We start from the raw sequence: 19,977 nt of genomic DNA, 5'->3' as shown, positions 1-19,977 counted from the left end.
ATCCTATTTTAGTAAAATCAGACTATCACCCCGCTCTATTTGTCTATACCATTCATAAAAACCGCAATACACTATATCAACCTTAGAAAAGGAGTGATTTAGTTGGCAAACAGTGATGTACGTCTTGCACTTTGGTCTGGTACCAATTTTTCTGGTCGTCGGATCCTCTTCAGACGTGGAGGGGTTGCGGTTCGTGATCTTGGAGCGTTTCGGTTTGACAATGCGCTTTCAAGCTTTCGACTCAGAAATGTTGTGCAAAGCACTCAAGTAACACTTGTACTGTTTTCGGGAATTAACTTTCAGGGGTCATTCCGGGTGTTCCGTGGCAGTCAAAATGTGGCTAACTTGGGTAATTTCAATTTCAACAACGTCACATCTTCGTTAATCTTGGTAGGCCGCAATCTTACTAACACGGAAATATCTCAAATTCAAAGCACTGGAAGACCGCCTCGAGACATTCTTATTATAAGACAATAGCACTAAATAATATGGCCTTTTGGGATAGGAAAACGACAGTCTACTATACCAGCGGCAATCTAGGGCTTAATTATCGTCCAAGGCTTACGATTTTATTGAACGCAACAAAGGCTCAGGGTTGCTTATTCTACGCCCTGAGTCTTTTTTCAAATTGAATTTGGTTATTTTTTAACCATCTTTCTCTAACTGCTGAGTAAAAGTAGTTTTACCAGAGCCCGCTACGCCACACATCATTACCACCAATGAAACAGTTGTATCTTTCTAAAGAATCATATCTTTCTTTCAGAGTTCTCATACATCAGTATTCTCCTTTCATCTTAGGTTTAGCTATGTTTATATTTTTGTTTTGCGCTGATTTCCTATAACGATTTGTGTTCACAACGTCGAAAGGCTTAAGTTGCTAACCCATTGAGCGCAGCGATTCAGGTCGCCGGGTGGCTTCGCCACTTAGCCTTGCAGACGTGTCCGCCTGAGACTCTCCACCGCTACTGATTCTGCTCCGATTTGATTGTTCTTCTTACTACTTCTTGCGGACCAGCGGCCACAGCCTCTTGCGGGAACATTGGGTTAGACGCTGCCTTTGCCCTCTTGAATTACTTCCACACACACACCGATCTTCATCAATCTGCTTCTATTAATACATATTGCTTCCTGCTTCCTCTTTCTTAAATATGTATTTTGCAAAGGTGGCGGATAACGTTTATGTATTCACGACGTCCCACTGGCTAAGGTTCCGTCAGGAACCTTAGCCAGTGCGGATGTGTTCGCTGATTATGCTTCCATTGCTGTCCACATCGCGCGGACCGAGGGCCATCAGGCCCGATGCGTGAATGCTGTGTTATGCGATGTCTCCTTCTTCTCGATGATCCTTCAAAAAATTTTTAGTTACTTCTAATATTCTTTTCGCATTCTGTGTGTGCCAACCAAGGGTTTGTAATTTATCTAATGTGAATTTATTATAGTGGAGGAAAATTATTATTAAGCATATTAAAAAACTGTTAGATACAATCCATTCCCCCCCCATTTCTTCTCGTTGCTTACGTAAAAAGTAAATGGAGAGCTCATATGACTTTCTTAACTCGTCTTCAAGTTGTTTAATAGTTTTAATCTCAGCAATATCACAATAAATAATTATCATAGAATCAAACTTATCATCTTCCTCTTCTTCCTCTTCATATGGATTCTCAAATATGAATCCAATTTTATTAGCTTTGTTTTGTATATCTTTTACAAGTTTCGATTCATACAAGAATCTTTGAATTGTATGATAGTTTATTTCATCATTTATTGCTTGTTGGTCAGTATTGGAAACCTGACTTGCTATCTTAAAGTGTTGATCTTTTATGTCAACAAATTCTTCATCAGCGAGTTCAAATAATCCAGCTAGACGAAATAGTTGTCTTTTTAATGAAGTAGGAACTTCAGTTTCATGTTTATATTGTAATGTATGGGAGATTCCAGCCCATGCATGTTGTAGAACAGTTCTTATTTGTATTTCAAACTTTCTATTCGTTAGATGAGCCCATTCAGGTAATACAGATCTTTTATTTGATAAAGTGACTACATAATGCACTGATCTATATCCAAACTCATTGTCATTAAGTAAATTACCCTTATCGATTGAATTCTCAAAATCAATATCAAATTCATCTTTGATAATTTCTGAAATTTTATCTACTTCATCTACAAAGTATGTAATTAATCTTATTCCAGTAAAATCAGTTATTTCATTAATAGGGTTGATATATTTTTCTGATTTTCTAATAATCTTCTCTCTAAAACTACTAGTTTCTTTAGTGCGTGATTCAATAGCATGGTATTTAATATGATTCACATGTAGTAGATCTTCCAACAATCTTGTTATTTTTGTTGTTAGTTGAACATATATAGGGCGAATATTATCATACTCTTGAATAATTTCTTCTGTCCTACTTTTCTTAGAATTCTTCTTCATGTTTTCCTCCTGTATTATTTTTTAGGAGATTTCGCATAACGTTCCTGTATTCACGACCCGACACATGTCGGGTGTCCGGCGAATGCCGGGCCAAGGGCGTATGCCCGCAGCGTGAATATTATGTTATGTGATCTTGCCGCCTTCTTCGAGTTACTGACGATATAAATTTTTATTATTTAGCAGGAGCCATCTTTAATAAAATAGATTTATAATCTTCTGCCACTTGATATAAAGAATTAATATTATCAGCAAAAATGGAATAGACAGTTCTAAGTCTTTGATCAACATTGGTGTAGTCAACTAGAATCATACTTTTTACCTCATCCCCTATACTATCATAATTTGTATGTACCGCATTGTTTCTTATCTTTCTTATGTATTTCTCTATAACTTCAATGGTTGTATATTCACTCTGATTAAATTCATAAATATTATTTTCAATGAATTTAATCATTCTATAAAATTCGGATTTACTACTAAATTTCCGGCTTGGTTTATATCTCTTGTATTCTAATTCTTTGTTCGTTTCTTTAATGATTAATTTCGTACTAGATTCAATGAAAGAATATACGTTTGAATATTCTTCTAGTAGTGTTTTATTTAGCATTTCTCCAAATGAAGAAAAATACCCCTCAAACTCCTTTAATTCCGCTTCAGTATCAGGTTTAAAATAAGTATTTAACACTGTTCTATTGAAAACATCGATTTCAAATTCATCTGGTAGGACATCCAATAGTGATTCTAATTCCGTACTAATATTACTCCATTTTCTTTTTATGTTATCAATAAGGAACTTGAAATTCTCTTTGATTTTATCCATGCTTATCCCCTTTATATTTACATATTTTTTGCGGTAATTTCACATAACGTTGCTGTATTCACGACCCAGCGCATGCTGGGTGTCCGACGTATGTCGGACCAAGGGCGTATGCCCGCTGCGTGAATATTATGTTATATGATATATCTGCCTTCTTGAACTACTGGCATAAGCTTTATAAGGTCTTATAATGAATGTTTTTCACATATGTTTGGTCCCCATAACGAATCTCTTTCGGGTACTCTTCGTTCTTAATCTCTAACTTTAGTAAATCTTCATTACTTTCTTCTATTTTACTTTTAATCTCTGCCCTTGAATGTAAATTATTAAGTATATTCTTTATCCGCTTTTCATTATCATGTTTAATCTCACAGCGAACTCCTAATTTTACTATGTTATGCTGGTCAGTAAAGTCACTAAACAAATCGATTAATATAAAATCGTCACTATCATCCTTCGCAAAGAATACAAAAATATCTCCCTTTCCTGCTCTGCTAGCTCCTTCACCATATGATAAATAATGATCATATAATTCCATAAAATTAATCTTTATGTTTAATTGATTCATTAATTCTTCTAAATTAGACACTTCAAATGCATCATCTATCAAATCGAAAAACGGTAGATAAAAAGAGAATTCAATATACCTTTTCATTCATACTTCCTCTCTTTATTTCATAAAATTAGTTTTTGCAGATATTTCATATAACGTTCTTGTATTCACGAAGCGCCCCAGCCTTAGATAGCTCTTATCTTAGGCTAGGGCGTTTGTTGTCTGAGCTTCTTCCATGATTATACATCTGACAACCAAGGGCGGTAGCCTCGCAGCGTGAATACGGTGTTAACTGATGTACCTGCCATCTTTGATTATTCTGCATAAATCTGGTTAGTCATTTGTTTTTACTCTTTTATAGATAGCTTTTTTATACCTTTATCATATAATTTTGGTTGTATAGCTGGATAAGTCAATTCGTTCGGTAGTCCTTGAATAATTTTAATTTGCCCTATCTCACTATCAGATGGCAATTGTCCAAGTTCAAAAACTTCCGAACAGAACAAAGCACCATAAGATTCATCGTCATTTTCGCGCTTTACTGAATACACACACACTGGAGATAAATTATAGGTCAACGCACCTGTTTCTTCATATAGTTCTCTTCTTGCAGTATCTTCAATAGATTCGTGTGGTTCTCTTCTTCCTCCAGGAATCTCCCACGTTTGTCTCTCCTTATGTTTTACGTATATCCACTGGTCATTATATTTGGTTAAAATTACTGCATATTTTAACTTCACATCATCTATGATGTCTAATTCATAAAAATTAACTTCCATAGAACCCACACCTTCCTATTTTATTTGGAATTATTGATTTTTTTGCTCTTTAATATTTTTGCAGGTATTTCAGTTAACGTTCTTGTGTTCACGAACCCTAACTGGCTTAAGGGGCGTTAGCCCCGGGTCCGATGGACTTAGCCAGTGCAGGGTTGTCTGCTGATTCCACTTCCTCGAAAATCCTTATACAGGCCAAGGGCCGTATGGCCCGCAGCGTGAATATTATGTTAAGCGATGTTCCTGACTTCTTGGATAACTTACTTATAGCATTGAGGTAGTTTGAGGTTTTATTAAAAATTCATCTTTTTCATTCATGGCCATTTCAAACCATTTCTCTTTATTGAAAATTACAACATGGGCATTTGCACCAACTGTGCTTTCCAATTTTGCAGTTTCACGTATTACATGAATAAAGTTATTTCCTATCATCTGGGGATTATTAGGATCGGCCAGTTCGCACTCCTCTAAAAATTTACTTGCCTTATCTATTCCACTTCCAAAACCAACATGAGATTCCAATGCAACTTCATTAAACCCATTCCTACTATTGTAATGGAACATCATGATATCTCCGCTCTTATCAATTCCAAATAATAGAAACGACATCCCTACTGAATGTTCTGGAACATAAGTAGAGAACTGTTTCTGAGCAAATCTGAAGTATTCAAGAGTACATCTTTTCACTTCTTCAAAAGAAGTGTCTAGTTTTGCTTTGAAGATGCTCTGTATCGCTATCATACAAGCATCACTTAAGCTTCCAAGCCCTGAAACAGCTATACCTATACCTTTATGAAGTATTTGAATTTTGAGAATTCTATCATTTGACACACCAACATTGTTTTTTTGGTTATCTAAAATTAATCTCAGCATATCTGCTGCAATAACTATTCCTTGATCGTACTTCTGTGCTAATATCAATGTCATTAAATTGTCCCCCATAAAATATTTTATAATGATTTTCAGGAATTTCGCTTAACGTTCTTGTATACACGAACCCTCACTGGCTTAAGGAGCTTGCGCCGGGTCGTAAGACTTAGCCAGTGCAGGGTTGTCTGCTGATCCACTTCCCCCAAAAATCCTCTGCAGACCAAGGGCCTTTTGGCCCGAAGCTTGAATACGGTGTTATAGGATGTCAGCGCCCTCGTAGATATGCATACAAAATTACTCCTTCTTATACTTGTCACATAATGAATAATATTCATAATCAACATAACAATTCGTAGGCTTTTTATTCTGATCTAAGAATATTGCTATTGATGATATCTTTCTCTCATACTCTTGTTTATACTTTCCGAATGCAATAGAAACTCTATATCCTTTATTATTAGGTGGTAAACTTAACAATAGTTTATCAATTTCATCTGTTGTTAATGTATTTTCATCATTTTTATCAAATTCAAGCCGATTTAAATCACCATAGTACAGGGTTTCATAATTGCTCTGCTCATAATCAAATTTAAAAGTAGATTTGTCTTCTAAGAAGATATCTCGCAATTGAGAAACATATTTATCTGATTGTTGTTTTGCATAAAACTTTCTATAAGAATCTTTCAACTCATATCCGACTTGAATTGCTGGAAAAGTTAATATACAACATATAATTATTATTCCTACAGTTTGTGGTACATGTTTGAACGATTTAAATAGTATCTTTCCAAGAAATATAAATAAAGTTACCCCGACAAGAGTTACCAATGCAATAAATATAGCAAATGGCTTATTGTCTTCACTTAGAAATCCATCACCACTATTAAAAAGCACTGTTAATAACCCAAAGAAAACCCCAACTCCTACAATTACTGCTGATGTCATATATAAAACTTTCACTTTTTTGCTTTTAGAAATTTTCCTTCTCTCCTTAATAGTAGTTTTTATTGTGTAATTAATGTTTTGCGCTGATTTCCTATAACGTTGTTCACGAACCCTCACTGGCTTAAGGCGCGCCAGCGCCGGGTCCGACGGACTTAGACAGTGCAGGGTTGTCCGGCTCTGTTCCCACTTCTCCGATATTCCTCCGTCCGGACCGAGGGCCGGATGGCCCGAAGCGTGAATACGTTGTTAGGCGATGGTAATGCCTTCATTAAAATTACTTACGGTAGGTCTTTAATAATTTGAATAGCCCTTGGGTTTCCAATAATTCTTAAGCCTTTATTAAAGTTTCTAATCTGCCATGATTCCTCATCATTCGGATCTGATACAAATGTTTTTAATATACTCCCTTCATCTATTTCGATCACTACATCATTCGTTATTGGTTCTATAGATAATTTCTTTATTGTCTTGAAATATAGTGTTCTTAATTGTTCTATAATATTGGAATGTTCTACTTCATCTTCGGTTTGAGCTTCTCTTGATCCGGTAATCACTCGTTCAGTATTCCTAAAATGCCATGTTGGTTCTAACCAAATACTACATCCTTGGTTCAGATCACCCGGTTCACAATCACAATATATAATTAGTGAATTCCCAGCCAATCGAACAAATCGAACTTTTCGATCCTGCATTGATTGTATTGTTTCAATTAATTCTTCCGACATCATCACATCACCTTTAATGTTGAGTTCGCATTACTTTCACCTAACGTTCCTGTATTCACGACGCCCCACCACCTTTAGGTCACGAAGTGATCGGTCGCGATGGGTTAGGTGGTACGGGTGTGCCGGCTGAATAAACTTCCTTGCTACTGAATTGCCTCTTTGAATCCTCTTCTAACTTCTGCCGGACCGAGGGCGTATGCCCGCAGCGTGAATATTATGTTAGGTGATGTTCACACTCCTACGAGCATACTTACAAGATTGGTATAGTATCTAAATTTTCATACTTGTTGAAAATAGTATAAAAACAGCCTTCAAAATAATTATATGCTTCATTAAAAGTTAGTTTTAGATGTTCATAATCAATACCATAATTGTGTTCTTTGTCTCCTATCATTTGTGCATTCTCATATTTATCATCAAAAGGGTATCTAAACATCATAGAAGACGAATCGATGTTATCTAAGTCTTCAATAACAATCTTCATCGTTACAAGTGGAGATTTATCTTTTTTAATAGCTTCGCTCAAATATTCGCGAAGTATATTTTCTGTTTTATTCCACAAAGATTTTAAATTATGTCCTTTTATTTTTTCTTGAATTTTCTCCCTTGTCATACTCTGATCCATTAAATAATGTGTCAAAAGAATCGCCTTCAAAATCAGCTCCGTTGAATGACGGTATAGAAAAATACTTGGAATAATTACTTCATCAGCTTGCTTTGTAATATTACTTCCAATAGAACTTATTAATAGATCTCCACTTTTCTTATACATCTCAGAATAAGTTTTGAATTCCCAACTTGAATAATCGCTTCTTCTCCAGTTAGGATAAGCGTTCTTGTTAATGTCCGGATTTCTCTTAAACAATTCTCCCATGAAAATGCCTCCCCAATATAATTCTCTTGTGAATTTCACCTAACGCTCAGGCATTCACGAATCCTCACCGGTTTAAGCGCGTAGCGCGGGTCGTTAGACTTAGCCGGTGCAGGGTTGTCTGCTGATATCGCTTCCATGAATCTACTACCGGCAGACCGAGGGGCGAACGCCCCGATACGTGAATGCGGCGTTAGATGAAGTTAATGCCTTCTTGAATACCTTGAAAACTATCTTTTTATAGCTTTTAGTTGAGATATAATCTTTAAAGCAACCTCGTAATAATATATTGCTTCGACGTAAGAGATTTGTGTAAAGTCATGAGCATGAGACACTTTATTCCTTAGCATTCTAAATTCATCTAATACTTATAATTACTATTACTATTGGCCAGATCAATGAATCAACCAGTGAAGCTATCAGGCTAAAAATATCCATATTGCAACCTCCGAAGTGAAAGTGTTGATATTTCGCATTAATTTCACCTAACGTTCCTGTATTCATGACGCTCGGCGAACGCCGAGTGTGTCCGGTTGACTCCACTTCCCTTCATCCACTTCTGCCGGACCAAGGGCGTATGCCCGCAGCATGAATATATTGTTACACGAAGTCAATGACGTCTATGTGATTTGCTCACACAGTTGTTGTAATAAAATTCATCTTCCTTATAAAGTTCTCTCTCAAAGTTATTGACCCATCTTGAGCACATTTTATTCTTCTAGTATATGATTCATATTCTTGAATTAATGCATCGGTAAAAATCCCTATATCAACTCTAATTCCATTGTCAATAGAATGTATCATTTGATCTTGATCAATAGTAAGTTGTGAGTTTCTTTTAGTTTGTGCTTGATGCAAAATTCCGCAACGGATGTCTCTATAAAAGACTTCCGACTCATTATCAGAGATGTACGAGCTAAAATATTCACTTTCTCTAAAAAAATGTTTAAAAGCGTCTACATTCATACCCTGCCAATTATACCCTCTTCTCGTTTCATTGAGTCCTTTATAAAATTGAAATAAAGTTTCTATAAGCAAACAACACAGAGCCATTGAGCTAAAACTATATTCAAAGGACTTATAATCAAATCCAGCTTTATGTGATAACTCTTGAATTAGTAATAAAAATCGTCCTTCAATTCGATCTTTAAAAATATCTATCGCCTTATCCCAAGTCTCCTGATCACTATCTATTCTTAAATCAAGTTCGGTATAATCTCGAATCTTGTAATTAGGAGAAATTAGGACTTCTTCTCGGAACATAAGATTTCTCCATTCTCTTATTTTATCTCATTGATTTCGGGTAACGATTTGTGTTCCCGACGTCGAAAGGCTTAAGTTGCTAACCCATCTTGCGCAGCAATTGGGTCGCCGGTGGCTTCGCCACTTAGCCTTGCAGACGTGTTCGCCTGAGACACTTCACCACTACTGATTTTACTCCGACTTGCTTATTCTTCTTACTGCTTCTTGCGGACCAGCGGCCACAGCCGCTTGCGGGAATATTGTGTTAGACGCCGCCATTGCCCTCCTGAATTACTTTCACACACATCTCTTCTTTGGATCTGCTCCAATTGATGCATGTTCATGCTACTGCTTCCTTGTTCTTCTTACTTGAATATGTATCATTGCAATGGTGGCGCCTAACGTTTCTGTATTCACGACGTCGATTTCCCTTAGATAGCTCTTATCTTAGGGAGATCGATGTGTCCAGCTGATTCAACTTCCTTGCTTTTCTCTTCCATCCGGACCAAGGGGATTTGCCCCGATGCGTGAATATATTGTTAGTCGAAGTTTCTGCCTTCCTCGAAATCCAAATTATTTGGACTTACTTTCATTTCTATCCTGCCATACTTCTAATATTGGTTTTAAATAATATCCTGGATTACCTTCAGAGATTTGGGTTTCTGAGAATTTGATATTACCAAAATAACCTCTTTGAAATTTCGTTGTATAATTTCTTGATTTCCCATCAGAAGTGATTACAGAAATCCACAGAGCCTCCTCCTTATCTTTTGTTTCACTAACCGGAGTGCCACTCTTTATAGCATCCAAGTCTCCAGATATCCAAGCTTCATTAATATCGATAATACAATCAGCTTCTGTTTCCTTAACATATTGAGCAAGCTCTTTCATTATTAAAAACTTATCTGATTTATCTTCTGGTAGAACTGAATGTAATTCCCAGCCTTTCCCTGGAATTCTTATGAATTGAATCCATTGGTGGTACTTGTCTTTCTTCAAAACTTGCAATGCCGTTTGATTCAAGCTATCCGCAAATATAAATGGTTCAGGACTTGAGTTTACAGGAAGTTGCATAAACGTTTTAGGTGAATATCTTTTCTTAGCTGCTAATATCATTTCATCAGTCATTTTCACTGGATGTGTTTCAAATGTTCTTTCTTGAAAATTGCCTAAAACAATATTTTGTGTCCTAAATGTTGTACTCACTTTCATACAGCTATAGTGTCCTGTTATATCATCATATGTAAGTGAATGTAATGAATCATGTAGTGGACATTCAAAATATTCATTACCCGATTGTTTATGCGCGTCACGAACGATGTCCTTCACAAAATTAAATCCATATGAAAGAGCGTCAAGGATCTCCCAGTCAGGTAAGTCTTCAGCAACCCATCTTCTCTCAACAACTGCTACACACTCTTTTAATTGATGTTCAGGTATATCGACTTTCTCTTTAATTAAAATCTTTGCTCTGCGGGCAATTATTTCAGACGGAAGTAGTGGAGGTACAGTAAATTTATACTCCATAAGATTGAAATAGCTATGAATAAGAACATTGGCTTGACTCTGTGTTTCTAGATCTCTTTGATGAACAATTTGAACTCTAGCTTCATTTAGCCACTTCATAATTTGATCATTTTTCATTCTTGATTGCCAGAATGGATACCAAGAATCAAAATCCTTAATTTTTTCTTTCTCGGCTTGAAGAGCAAAAGTTAGATTTCGTAAAGCTTGTATAGTAGCATTAATATTTACTCTAAATCCTTCTGGATCAAAATAATTCTCAAGACTTTGGTGCCATAAACGGTGAGCTTCAAATAATCTTTTGTGTGTGTTTGGGATGGTACAGTTCATAATGACCTCCAGCAGAGTATTTTATTTAATTGCAATAATTTCGACTAACGTTATTGTATTCACGAACACTCACTGGCTTAAGGCGCGCCAGCGCCGGGTCCAACGGACTTAGCTAGTGCAGGGTTGTCCGGCTGTTCCCACTTCTCCGAAATTCCTCTGTCCGGACCGAGGGCCGAATGGCTCGATGCGTGAATATGGTGTTAGCTGAAGTCATTGCCTTCTTCGAACTACTCCCACATTCTTATTACTTGAATTAAGTCGTTTCCTCTGATTCTGAGCTTATAAATATCAGGCATTGAAGTCGATTTCCAAAAAGTTCTTTCTTTACCTTCAACATATATAGATTCAGCATGTCTGACAAAATACAATATAGTTTCCATCACTACTATGTCACCGCTTTCATTACTCTTTGCAATGATTTAGCTAACGTACTTGTATTCACGACGCCCCACCACCTTAAGGTCCCAATGGGACCGGCCGCGATGCGGTTAGGTGGTGAGGGTGTGTCCGGCGGAATCTACTTCCTCGCAGCTGAAATGCCTCGCTGAATCCGCTTCTAACTTCTGCCGGACCAAGGGCCGAATGGCCCGATGCGTGAATACGGTGTTAGGTGATGTTGGCTCTTCTTCGAAACACTCTCAAATTTCTATTTCCTTGACAAACACCGCATTGCCTGAAATATAGATTTCCATTAATTCTTGATCTATTCTATTGGCTTCCACAAATACTCTTCCATCTCGATTTATTTCTTGACCCTGTTCAACAGTAAATTTAACTGAATCTGTTCCTGACATAATATAATTCAGATAATATGCTCCCATTACTCCGGATGCAGTCCCTGTTACCGGATCTTCAACTGTCCCTGAATATGGAGAAGAAAAATGTCTTGCATGCATTAATGAATCCGGATACTTAGTCTCTAAACAAAACGGATGTATAGAAGCACGAGAGTTCTCTAATAGTATGTTGGGGAACTCCTTGTTATTAGGAACCATCCTGTTAAAAGACTCAAGCTTCTTAATTGGTATTAATACAGTCCAAGTCCCAGTACTACCGTATATTACAGGATACCTCGAATCCAAATCATGAATTGATAAACCAATTGCATTCATTAATCGCTCAATACTCCCAGTAAAGGGCATAAACTCAGGATTGCCTTGTTGCATTCTAATTAATTCTTGGCTACTACCCTCAAAAAAAATAGGTAAAATCCCAACATTGGTTTCTATTGAAATTGGATTCTCATTTATTAGACCATTGCTCTTTAAACAATGCATTGCTGCCATTGTCGCATGCCCACAAAGATTGATTTCATGACCTGGTGTAAAATATTTCAACTTAAAATTTGCTACTGTAGATTGGTGTACAAAAACAGTTTCATTAAACCCTACTCGTTTAGCTATATTCAACATTTCATCTTCTTGTAAATTATCAGCACTTAAAACTACTCCCGCTGGATTGCCAAGGTTCGGAGTATTTGTGAATGCTTCAATATGAAATACTTTCAATTATTTCAGCTCCTTTCTTTACACACTTAGCCAATTTCAACTAACGTTAGGGTATCTACGATCCTCACCACCTTAAAGGAGCAAAGCGACTGGCCGCGACGCGGTTAGGTGGTGCAGGGTTGTCTGCTGAATCCGCATCCTAGAAATCCCTCTTGCAGACCAAGGTTCGTAAGAACCGCAGCGTAGATACGATGTTAGGCGATGCCGCTTCTTCGTTGAACAACTCACAAATTTATAAATCTATTATTATATATTTGATTCATCAGATTCCTTCCATACTCTATAACTCTTGGTGAGTTATATTGGGTTCCCCAATAGATATCACCCAGTGCCATCTTAATGCAGCAAATTTTTATTTGTATGTTCTTCTCCTTAATTACTTCAAGACCATAGCCTTTGAAAAAAGCTTTCATAGCTGATTCATTGCCTGTGAAATATCTCTCAAATAATATAGAAAAATTGTCCACATCTATACCCCATAGCATATTTTCGAAGTCGATCATTCCGGTAAAAATTCCAACTTCATCAACTAACCAATTCCCAGGAGTTGAATCCCAACTTATAGGGACAGGTTTTGTATATTCAAAAGCATCCACATTCTGAAGTGCCCAGTCCAATAATTCAACTTCCGAAGATTCTAATAACCCTTCTTGTATGCATTTACTTGCAATATCACTGATTGATTTATTAACATAGTTAACAGGATCTCTATGATGAAACAACTCAATTGGATTTCCATCTTTATCAGGTCGGCCAAACCATTCCCCAGCTCGCGAGTTATGTATTGATCTCGTTAGTTCACCAGCCTTAAAATAAGCGGCATCAACGGCTTCAAAATCCAATTCTGTTTCTCTCATAATCGTACCAGCAATTGATGTAATTAATATTGCTTGCCAACCATCACCCTCAAAAACTTTGATTAATTCCGGTACATATGGTTTCAAGTGGTAAACCCAGTTATTATAAGCATAAACTTCAGGGTGCCATCTCTGTTTTCTAGTATAAGTCTTCAAATAATAAAATTTATTATCGATATTAGAACTGATCTTCCAAACCCCAGTCCTCGTGCTATTAGGTCTATAATTATTTATTAATTGAAATGGTCCAATAACGGATCGAACTAATCCATATAATTCAATCGGATATAATTCTAATTGCTCCATGAAATCCTCCTCTAATAAACACTCCCGAGATATTACTACAAAATAATCTAAAGCGGTTTCGCCTAACGTTCCTGTATTCACGAACCCCAAAGGGGTTGTCTGCTGAAATCCCTCTTCGAAATCCATCCGCAGACCAAGGCTCCGAAGGAGCCGCTGCTTGAATATTATGTTATACGACGGAATCACATCTTCGAGTTAACCAGCATCCTCTTATATTCTATTCTTTCATTGGTCTGTTACATGTTCCAAAAGATCTCCAGGCTGGCATCCCAATGCCGTACATAATTTATCAATTACTTCTAACGATACATATTCATTCGTATTGAGCTTTGCCATCGTTGCCGAAGAAATCCCCGTCATTTTCAATAAATCCTGCTTCTTAATCTCCCTATCAATCAATAATTTTTGAAATGGTTTATAACTTATCATCTGGTATCCCTTCATATCCGAATTGAATTTTTCTTTAATTATATGAAAATATTTTTTCTTAATCAAAATTATCTTTGATATGTCTTGACTACAATTTTCGTCATGATAAAATAATATTCAATAAGTTAAACTTTTGTTCGCAAAATAAAACATAACGGACGGTGATCATTTATGTACAATTCTTTAGAAGTCTTACTTGATTCGTTGATTCGTAATCGAATTGAAGCCTTATATAGCGACCTTCTCAAGAACAACACCATTTATAATCAATTCTCATCTGATCGAAATCTTTACTTCAAACAGTTACATGAACTTCTACCTCAGGATATGCATAAAACTCTATTTCTTTACGATGATGCAGGCCTCTCAGTTCAAACAATCCTAGAACGTGAAATCTACTTGCAAGGTTTTAAAGATGCTCTTCAATTACATAATGAATTAAATATAACTTCTAATTGAGAGCCAAACGGCTCTCTTTTCATTTGATTCTATCGTATAACGTTGTTGTATTCACGAACCCTCACTGGCTTAAGGGGCGCATGCCCCAGGTCCGACGGACTTAGCCAGTGCAGGTTGTCTGCTGAGTCCACTTCGCTGATAAACCTCTTGCAGACCACGGCCCCGCCAGGGACCGCAGCGTGAATACGATGTTATAGGATGTTCAGGCCGTCATCGATTTGCTTACAAGTCTGCTTTAGATGGGTAGGGGTCTTATACAGATCTTTATCATTTCTTTGCATTTGGAGTTTTCATTGCCTTTTTGATATGGTATCATTTGTATAAGAAAACCGAGTGCTGTGAACACTCGGCTATACAATTGGCTTGGATGGTTTATTCCCCTCTAAGTCATATAAGGAAACAAAAACCCACCTTCGGCCGTTAACCTTGGGGTGGGTTTTTACTTTCTCTTGTTGTTATTATTGATGTATGTTAAAAGAGCAAGAATGAATGTTCCGAAGAGGAACATGATCGTTAATGCATCTTTCACTTCCATGGCTTCACCTCCTTTCGAAGGGAAACCATGCCCACCCAAGATTCAATTGTACTTCCTCATTCTACCACATATACCCATTTGTTAATAGAATGTTCGTTCGTATTTTGTATTTGGATATGTTTTGCCGGAATTTCATATAACGATTTGTGTTCACGACGTCGAAAGGCTTAAGTTGCTAACCCATCGAGTGCAGCGTGCGGGTCGCCGGGTGGCTACGCCACTTAGCCTTGCAGACGTGTCCGTCTGAGACTCCACCGCTACTGATTCAACTCCGATTTGATTATTCTTCTTACTGCTTCTTGCGGACCAGCGGCCACAGCCGCTTGCGGGAACATTATGTTAGACGCCGCCTTTGCCCTCTTGAATTACTTCCACACACACCGATCATCATCGATCTGCTTCTATTAATACATATTGCTTCCTGGTTCTTCTTACTTAATTATGTAGTTTGCAAAGGTGGCGGCTAACGTTCTTGTATTCACGAACCCGAGAGGCTTAAGGCGCGAAGCGCCGGGTCGAAGACTTAGCCTCGCAGGGTTGTCCACCTGAATCCTCTTCTTCGAAATGCCTCTAGTGGACCAAGGGGTGTCAGCCCTCGCAGCGTGAATACTGTGTTATCAGATGTTGGCGCTTCTTCGAATTAACCTCAAATTATTCATTTTATTTTTTCTTTAGCTCCAGATAATACATTCTCTATCTCTTCATATAAATTTAAATCACTAAGTTCTTTATGGATCCACAATTCCTCTTTTATTTCTCCACCACCCATACCTCCGCCAATTCCTTCTCCAGGTTCGCGAACTTCATAATATAGTCCTGTACCTTCACCCTCGTTACAATCCCAAGCTATGATATCTAAATCAATAAGTAAGTTTTTTAATGTGTCTTCATTGCATTTAACTATGTTCATTGGACAAGAAAGATAAATCTGCCCACCCCAATCACCTTCCATAATCACATATGTACCAACAGTATTTTGGGCTTGTAGAAAACTTTCAACAAACATATCATTCGGTTTTCCGTTGGCTTCATTAATAATATGCCTAACAGCACTATGATGTTCCGGTATAATCATTTCCTTATTGTTTTCATCTTTCTTATTGCTCACTTTGATTCACCTTCTATAAAGTTTTACGCCAATTTCTGATAACTCCCTTATCTCTGCACGCCGTAAATCCCCCATAAAGCAGGGATTTACGCATCTCTCACGTCACATCTTGATTATAACTCAATTGCATGATTATGGAATATGAGTTCGCTCCTTTCTCAGCTTTATCTATCTCCTTTTTCCGCTCTACCTATCTTCTCTCCGTTATTCTATCCTTCTCTCCTCCTCCCCCATAATACGATCCAGCGGGCTCTGAATACGTCTGATGCTTTTGGTGCTGACATGGGTGTAGCGTTCGGTGGTGGCTGGGTTGGCGTGGCCGAGCAGTTCCTGAATGAAGCGCAGATCGGTGCCGTTCTCCAGTAGGTGCGTAGCAAAGGAGTGTCTCAGCACATGGATACCGGCTTTTTTGTTGACCCCGGAACGATGAAGAGCGTCCGTGAACACCTTCTGCAGGGAACGCTCGTGCATGTGTGTGCCGGGATATTGTCCCGGGAACAGCCATTTACCGGGTCGTTCCTTCCGGATATAGGTCTGCACCAGGCTCCAAGCAGCTTGTGACAAGAGTGTATGCCGATCCTTCTTCCCTTTTCCCTGACGAACAGTGATGATTCCGCGTGAACAATCCAAATCTTCTGGACGCAGTCTCACGACCTCACTAATCCGTAGGCCGGATGCATAGGCCAAATACAGCATTGTCCGATGCTTAAGGTTGTCCGGCGAACGCAGAATCTTCAAGACCTCTTGCTCTGAGAGCACGTAAGGAAGCTTCTTTTCCTTCTTTGGTCGGATGTACTTGGCCTGTTCAGTGGGCATCTCCAGCATATCAGCAACCAGATACCGCAATGCACTGATCGCCTGGTTCACATAAGCATGCGAATGCCCTTGTTCGAGTAATTGGATGGCATATCTTTGCACTTGTTCACGGTCTAATTTATCTGCAAATATCTTCTTCGTAACTAGTGGGCCGTCAGCACATAATTCTTCAATATATCTCCTGCAAAAATACTCCACAAACCGCCGCATATGTCCGCGATAGGCTTTGATGGTCTTCGCACTGTATCCCTTAGCCTTCAACCCTAATACTAATATTTTCTCCAAGCTCCGCCAGAGTTGACCTGTACATCCCATAATAGCCTCTTCAAGCTCATCAAGTTCTCCCGTCTCTTCAGCACCACCGATCTTATCGGTAATATCGATAAGGTCGATATTACTGGGTTTACTCTTATTAATCTCTCTATTCTCACCGGTCCTATTGATCCTATTAGTCCTATCAGTCTCTCCATTCTCCTCGTTCCTATCTGTCCCGTCATTTCCTTCATTCCCTCATTGACAGCAGCCTCTCCAGCCTTCTTCTCGATTCCATCCCTTCTCCCCCGCTGAAAGACAGCGTCCCGCAGCAGTTCCTTACTCGGAACAACCTCCTGCTCAGCAAACAAGCTATAAATCTCTTCCACCAGTTCCTTGCTGTAGCCAAATCGCCAATGCTTTGCCTGCTCGACCCATTTTCCGCCAGAAATTTTGCGAATCCGTACCAGTCCTTCATGACTGAACCGATCCATTTTCGCCCATATTGCTCCATCACCCGTATTTCCCAGCAACAACCTCATCTTCTGCCTCTCCCCTTTCACCAAATGTTCTTCCATTAAAAAATAGTACAAAAAAAGACAGCGCCCCAATTCCCATTGGAGTTCTGTCTTCCGATGCTTTCGGACTCAAGAAGCAAGAGACTTTACACCGCACGCAGTTACCAACGCACAATGCTTCGCCTGTGTTCAAAAAGTCACGTCATATCTCCTTCATCATCCTATTAATCTACTTGCTACTCCTTCACTTTTAACCCCAGCAGCTTGGCGAAACCGACCGCTTGGGCAGGCGATACAGTGCATCCGGCCAAGGCCTGAATCGGCATGTCGATCCGGTCATATGTACAGGTGCTGATGTCAATTCCCTTCAAGATCGTCTGATTGAAATCAGCATCATTCAAGTCGCAATGCTCAAGCTCCACATCCTTTAGCTTGCAGCCATAGAAGCTGGCATTTTCCAATACACATCCGGTAAATCGCACCTGCTTCAACGACGATTCCGCCAGATCCGTCAGATTCATCACACAGTTCTCGAAGGTCACATGCCCGAGATTGACCTTGGTCAGATCGATGCCTGTCAGCTTGCAGTCTTTGAAATGCGCCCGGTGAATAACACCTCTGCTGAATTTGGCATTCGATAAGTCACAATGCTCCAGCACTACATCCGTCAAATCCAGACGTTCAAATACCGTCCCGGCAAATGAACACCCTACTAACATTGTTTTTGCCAAAATACAGCGTTCCAAACTCGCGCGCTCATATTTTGCCCCGCTAATTTTAGCTTCTATCAGCTCATAATCCGGATCGTCCAGCAAATCCTCCCAATCACGGACAGCCAGATCCTCCTCTGCAGGCAATTGCGGCGCGAGCAGCTTTACTTTTCCAGCCATTGATTATCCTCCCCATCTATCTTTAATCCACAAGGTACGGGATCTTCCTTTCCCTCTCGATCCTTGGTTCAAACAGCGCAACATCGGATGCCCCAACTTCTCTACAAGCTCCTTTACATGCTCCTTTTACAAGCTCTTTTACTGGTTTCTCTCCTGCCCCTGCTCCTTCAACGCCTTGCTCAAGCCCTCCGCATCCAGCCCGTCTGTCGCAAAAGCACGCCGCACCAGCTCCGGAGGCACGAATTCATCATATTTGCCCAGATATGGCGCTTCTCCAGCGGCAAGGATCGATTCGGTATCCTCCATCTCAGCAAGCTCCGTATGAATCGCCGACAGCAACTCCTCTGCTTCCGCTCTGCCGGAGACCACCATATAGTAAGGCTCCATTGGCACAACCTGCCGCAGCCCCATGGAGCTGTGGAGATTATTTTTCAGCAGCCGCTCCAGGGTACGGAATTGCTTGCTTCCCGCCCATGGCAAAATGAACAGCGAATCCCCGCCTGCTGGAATAACCGGACTGGTGAGCAGTCCGCTCTCCCGGGCCAGCCGCCGTGCACGCTCCAGCCGGTTCACCGCGCCGGGTGCCAGATAAGGATACAGCGTATACTCCTCCAGCACCTGCCGCATCTTCTGCAGTACCCGGGTATGAATATCCCCGCCGCCGCCAACCCACAGCGTGTCCACCTTGCCTCGTGAAGATTTCACGTACACTGCCTTGTGCTTGTTGTCGACCTCCTCGACCTTCCACAGCTTCCCGGCCAAGGTGAAGCAATAGCCCGGCGGCGGCACGGTCGTGATACTGCCGATCTCCTCGGAGCCGTCGTACACAACATGCTCTTCATCATCCTTGAACACCGCATAGAAGCGGAAATTGTTCACGATCTTCTCGCCGCCGAGCCCGATGATCAGCGTGCCTTCCTCCGTCTGCTGGATATGATCGGTCGCCAGCAAATATTGCAGCAGCTTCCGGTATTCCTCCGGCTCGACGCCGCGGAAAGCCGGCAGGGTCAACACCGCCCGCGCCAGCTCGGCGGGCTCGGCTTCGCCGATGCTTTTGAGCGTGCTCATCGTCTGGTGATAGAGCACGCCAATCGGCTTTTTGCGCAGCGAAGGCGGCTCTACCCATCTCTCGCGGATATAGAGCTCGATGACGGCAATTGCCCGCAGCAGCACCCATGGCATGCGGGCCGGCAATTGCGCAGTCTCGTCTTCTTC

The 19,977-nt window shown here is 39.7% G+C and carries 21 protein-coding genes and 1 pseudogene; 2 read left to right on the top strand and 20 right to left on the bottom strand.

Annotated elements, in window-relative coordinates; all coding sequences use genetic code 11:
* Window positions 1–102: 102 nt before the first annotated feature.
* On the top strand, window positions 103–477 hold the full coding sequence (locus TX85_RS28055; RefSeq protein WP_071784161.1) for a hypothetical protein: 375 nt from the start codon (window positions 103–105) through the stop codon (window positions 475–477).
* Between the two features lie 838 nt (window positions 478–1,315).
* Here TX85_RS28055 and TX85_RS25260 read toward each other — a convergent pair.
* From TX85_RS25260 to TX85_RS05595, 14 genes are all read right to left on the bottom strand, one after another.
* Complete coding sequence (locus TX85_RS25260; RefSeq protein WP_049894811.1) at window positions 1,316–2,431, bottom strand: GTP pyrophosphokinase; 1,116 nt, start codon at window positions 2,429–2,431, stop codon at window positions 1,316–1,318.
* Window positions 2,432–2,603: 172 nt separating this feature from the next.
* Window positions 2,604–3,251: a hypothetical protein gene (locus TX85_RS05650; RefSeq protein ID WP_044478141.1), complete on the bottom strand. Its 648-nt coding sequence runs from the start codon at window positions 3,249–3,251 to the stop codon at window positions 2,604–2,606.
* Window positions 3,252–3,423: 172 nt separating this feature from the next.
* A complete protein-coding gene (locus tag TX85_RS05645; RefSeq protein ID WP_044478139.1) occupies window positions 3,424–3,903 on the bottom strand; it encodes a hypothetical protein in 480 nt (159 codons plus the stop codon).
* Window positions 3,904–4,148: 245 nt separating this feature from the next.
* Window positions 4,149–4,580, bottom strand: coding sequence for an NUDIX hydrolase (locus tag TX85_RS05640; RefSeq protein ID WP_044478138.1), 432 nt, complete (start codon window positions 4,578–4,580; stop codon window positions 4,149–4,151).
* A gap of 261 nt (window positions 4,581–4,841) precedes the next feature.
* A complete protein-coding gene (locus TX85_RS05635) occupies window positions 4,842–5,504 on the bottom strand; it encodes an Ntn hydrolase family protein (protein ID WP_044478137.1) in 663 nt (220 codons plus the stop codon).
* Window positions 5,505–5,741: 237 nt separating this feature from the next.
* Window positions 5,742–6,509: a hypothetical protein gene (locus TX85_RS05630; RefSeq protein WP_148444331.1), complete on the bottom strand. Its 768-nt coding sequence runs from the start codon at window positions 6,507–6,509 to the stop codon at window positions 5,742–5,744.
* A 161-nt stretch (window positions 6,510–6,670) separates the two neighbouring features.
* Window positions 6,671–7,117, bottom strand: a complete 447-nt coding sequence (locus TX85_RS05625; protein ID WP_044478133.1) for a hypothetical protein — start codon at window positions 7,115–7,117, stop codon at window positions 6,671–6,673.
* Window positions 7,118–7,367: 250 nt separating this feature from the next.
* Window positions 7,368–7,991 carry a hypothetical protein gene (locus tag TX85_RS05620; protein ID WP_044478132.1) on the bottom strand — a complete coding sequence of 208 codons (624 nt, stop codon included), beginning with the start codon at window positions 7,989–7,991 and terminating at the stop codon, window positions 7,368–7,370.
* A gap of 630 nt (window positions 7,992–8,621) precedes the next feature.
* Window positions 8,622–9,251: a hypothetical protein gene (locus TX85_RS05615; protein WP_044478131.1), complete on the bottom strand. Its 630-nt coding sequence runs from the start codon at window positions 9,249–9,251 to the stop codon at window positions 8,622–8,624.
* Window positions 9,252–9,445: 194 nt separating this feature from the next.
* Window positions 9,446–9,574: a hypothetical protein gene (locus tag TX85_RS27920; protein ID WP_262362615.1), complete on the bottom strand. Its 129-nt coding sequence runs from the start codon at window positions 9,572–9,574 to the stop codon at window positions 9,446–9,448.
* A gap of 229 nt (window positions 9,575–9,803) precedes the next feature.
* Window positions 9,804–11,084 carry a hypothetical protein gene (locus tag TX85_RS05610; protein WP_044478130.1) on the bottom strand — a complete coding sequence of 427 codons (1,281 nt, stop codon included), beginning with the start codon at window positions 11,082–11,084 and terminating at the stop codon, window positions 9,804–9,806.
* A gap of 638 nt (window positions 11,085–11,722) precedes the next feature.
* Complete coding sequence (locus tag TX85_RS05605) at window positions 11,723–12,592, bottom strand: PhzF family phenazine biosynthesis isomerase (RefSeq protein WP_044478129.1); 870 nt, start codon at window positions 12,590–12,592, stop codon at window positions 11,723–11,725.
* A gap of 224 nt (window positions 12,593–12,816) precedes the next feature.
* Window positions 12,817–13,836: an aminoglycoside phosphotransferase family protein gene (locus tag TX85_RS05600; RefSeq protein WP_158297301.1), complete on the bottom strand. Its 1,020-nt coding sequence runs from the start codon at window positions 13,834–13,836 to the stop codon at window positions 12,817–12,819.
* Window positions 13,837–13,980: 144 nt separating this feature from the next.
* The gene (locus tag TX85_RS05595) at window positions 13,981–14,184 is read right to left on the bottom strand and encodes a helix-turn-helix domain-containing protein (RefSeq protein ID WP_044478127.1); all 204 of its coding nucleotides are present in this window, start codon (window positions 14,182–14,184) and stop codon (window positions 13,981–13,983) included.
* Between the two features lie 171 nt (window positions 14,185–14,355).
* Between TX85_RS05595 and TX85_RS27315 the strand changes: the two genes are divergently transcribed.
* The gene (locus TX85_RS27315) at window positions 14,356–14,643 is read left to right on the top strand and encodes a hypothetical protein (protein WP_044478126.1); all 288 of its coding nucleotides are present in this window, start codon (window positions 14,356–14,358) and stop codon (window positions 14,641–14,643) included.
* Between the two features lie 439 nt (window positions 14,644–15,082).
* Here the strand turns inward: TX85_RS27315 and comI are convergent, their stop codons facing one another.
* The 6 genes and pseudogenes from comI to TX85_RS27305 form a co-directional block, all read right to left on the bottom strand.
* The gene (comI, locus tag TX85_RS27310) at window positions 15,083–15,178 is read right to left on the bottom strand and encodes a competence inhibitor ComI (protein ID WP_019639195.1); all 96 of its coding nucleotides are present in this window, start codon (window positions 15,176–15,178) and stop codon (window positions 15,083–15,085) included.
* Between the two features lie 655 nt (window positions 15,179–15,833).
* The gene (locus TX85_RS05585) at window positions 15,834–16,286 is read right to left on the bottom strand and encodes a hypothetical protein (RefSeq protein WP_044478125.1); all 453 of its coding nucleotides are present in this window, start codon (window positions 16,284–16,286) and stop codon (window positions 15,834–15,836) included.
* 204 nt (window positions 16,287–16,490) lie between these two features.
* On the bottom strand, window positions 16,491–17,387 hold the full coding sequence (locus TX85_RS05580) for a tyrosine-type recombinase/integrase (protein WP_233500620.1): 897 nt from the start codon (window positions 17,385–17,387) through the stop codon (window positions 16,491–16,493).
* Entirely contained in the window at window positions 17,372–17,932 is a 561-nt protein-coding gene (locus TX85_RS05575; protein ID WP_148444330.1) for a hypothetical protein, read from the bottom strand. The genes TX85_RS05580 and TX85_RS05575 overlap by 16 nt, the downstream gene beginning before the upstream one ends.
* Before the next feature lie 176 nt (window positions 17,933–18,108).
* Entirely contained in the window at window positions 18,109–18,762 is a 654-nt protein-coding gene (locus tag TX85_RS05570; protein WP_044478122.1) for a pentapeptide repeat-containing protein, read from the bottom strand.
* A gap of 138 nt (window positions 18,763–18,900) precedes the next feature.
* Window positions 18,901–19,977 (bottom strand): annotated as a pseudogene (locus TX85_RS27305) (DEAD/DEAH box helicase); the annotation flags it as partial.

It is taken from the genome of Paenibacillus antibioticophila, assembly GCF_000455265.1.
Taxonomy (GTDB): Bacteria; Bacillota; Bacilli; order Paenibacillales; family Paenibacillaceae; genus Fontibacillus; species Fontibacillus antibioticophila.
This window is presented reverse-complemented; position numbering and strand designations above follow the sequence as displayed.

Excerpts from the sequence above, each read along its gene's own strand:
- TX85_RS25260 (WP_049894811.1), bottom strand. The coding sequence starts at position 2,431 with ATGAAGAAGAATTCTAAGAAAAGTAGGACAGAAGAAATTATTCAAGAG.
- TX85_RS05650 (WP_044478141.1), bottom strand. The coding sequence starts at position 3,251 with ATGGATAAAATCAAAGAGAATTTCAAGTTCCTTATTGATAACATAAAA.
- TX85_RS05645 (WP_044478139.1), bottom strand. The coding sequence starts at position 3,903 with ATGAAAAGGTATATTGAATTCTCTTTTTATCTACCGTTTTTCGATTTG.
- TX85_RS05640 (WP_044478138.1), bottom strand. The coding sequence starts at position 4,580 with ATGGAAGTTAATTTTTATGAATTAGACATCATAGATGATGTGAAGTTA.
- TX85_RS05635 (WP_044478137.1), bottom strand. The coding sequence starts at position 5,504 with ATGACATTGATATTAGCACAGAAGTACGATCAAGGAATAGTTATTGCA.
- TX85_RS05625 (WP_044478133.1), bottom strand. The coding sequence starts at position 7,117 with ATGTCGGAAGAATTAATTGAAACAATACAATCAATGCAGGATCGAAAA.
- TX85_RS05620 (WP_044478132.1), bottom strand. The coding sequence starts at position 7,991 with ATGGGAGAATTGTTTAAGAGAAATCCGGACATTAACAAGAACGCTTAT.
- TX85_RS05615 (WP_044478131.1), bottom strand. The coding sequence starts at position 9,251 with ATGTTCCGAGAAGAAGTCCTAATTTCTCCTAATTACAAGATTCGAGAT.
- TX85_RS27920 (WP_262362615.1), bottom strand. The coding sequence starts at position 9,574 with ATGAACATGCATCAATTGGAGCAGATCCAAAGAAGAGATGTGTGTGAA.
- TX85_RS05610 (WP_044478130.1), bottom strand. The coding sequence starts at position 11,084 with ATGAACTGTACCATCCCAAACACACACAAAAGATTATTTGAAGCTCAC.
- TX85_RS05595 (WP_044478127.1), bottom strand. The coding sequence starts at position 14,184 with ATGATAAGTTATAAACCATTTCAAAAATTATTGATTGATAGGGAGATT.
- TX85_RS27315 (WP_044478126.1), top strand. The coding sequence starts at position 14,356 with ATGTACAATTCTTTAGAAGTCTTACTTGATTCGTTGATTCGTAATCGA.
- comI (WP_019639195.1), bottom strand. The coding sequence starts at position 15,178 with ATGGAAGTGAAAGATGCATTAACGATCATGTTCCTCTTCGGAACATTC.
- TX85_RS05575 (WP_148444330.1), bottom strand. The coding sequence starts at position 17,932 with ATGGAAGAACATTTGGTGAAAGGGGAGAGGCAGAAGATGAGGTTGTTG.
- TX85_RS05570 (WP_044478122.1), bottom strand. The coding sequence starts at position 18,762 with ATGGCTGGAAAAGTAAAGCTGCTCGCGCCGCAATTGCCTGCAGAGGAG.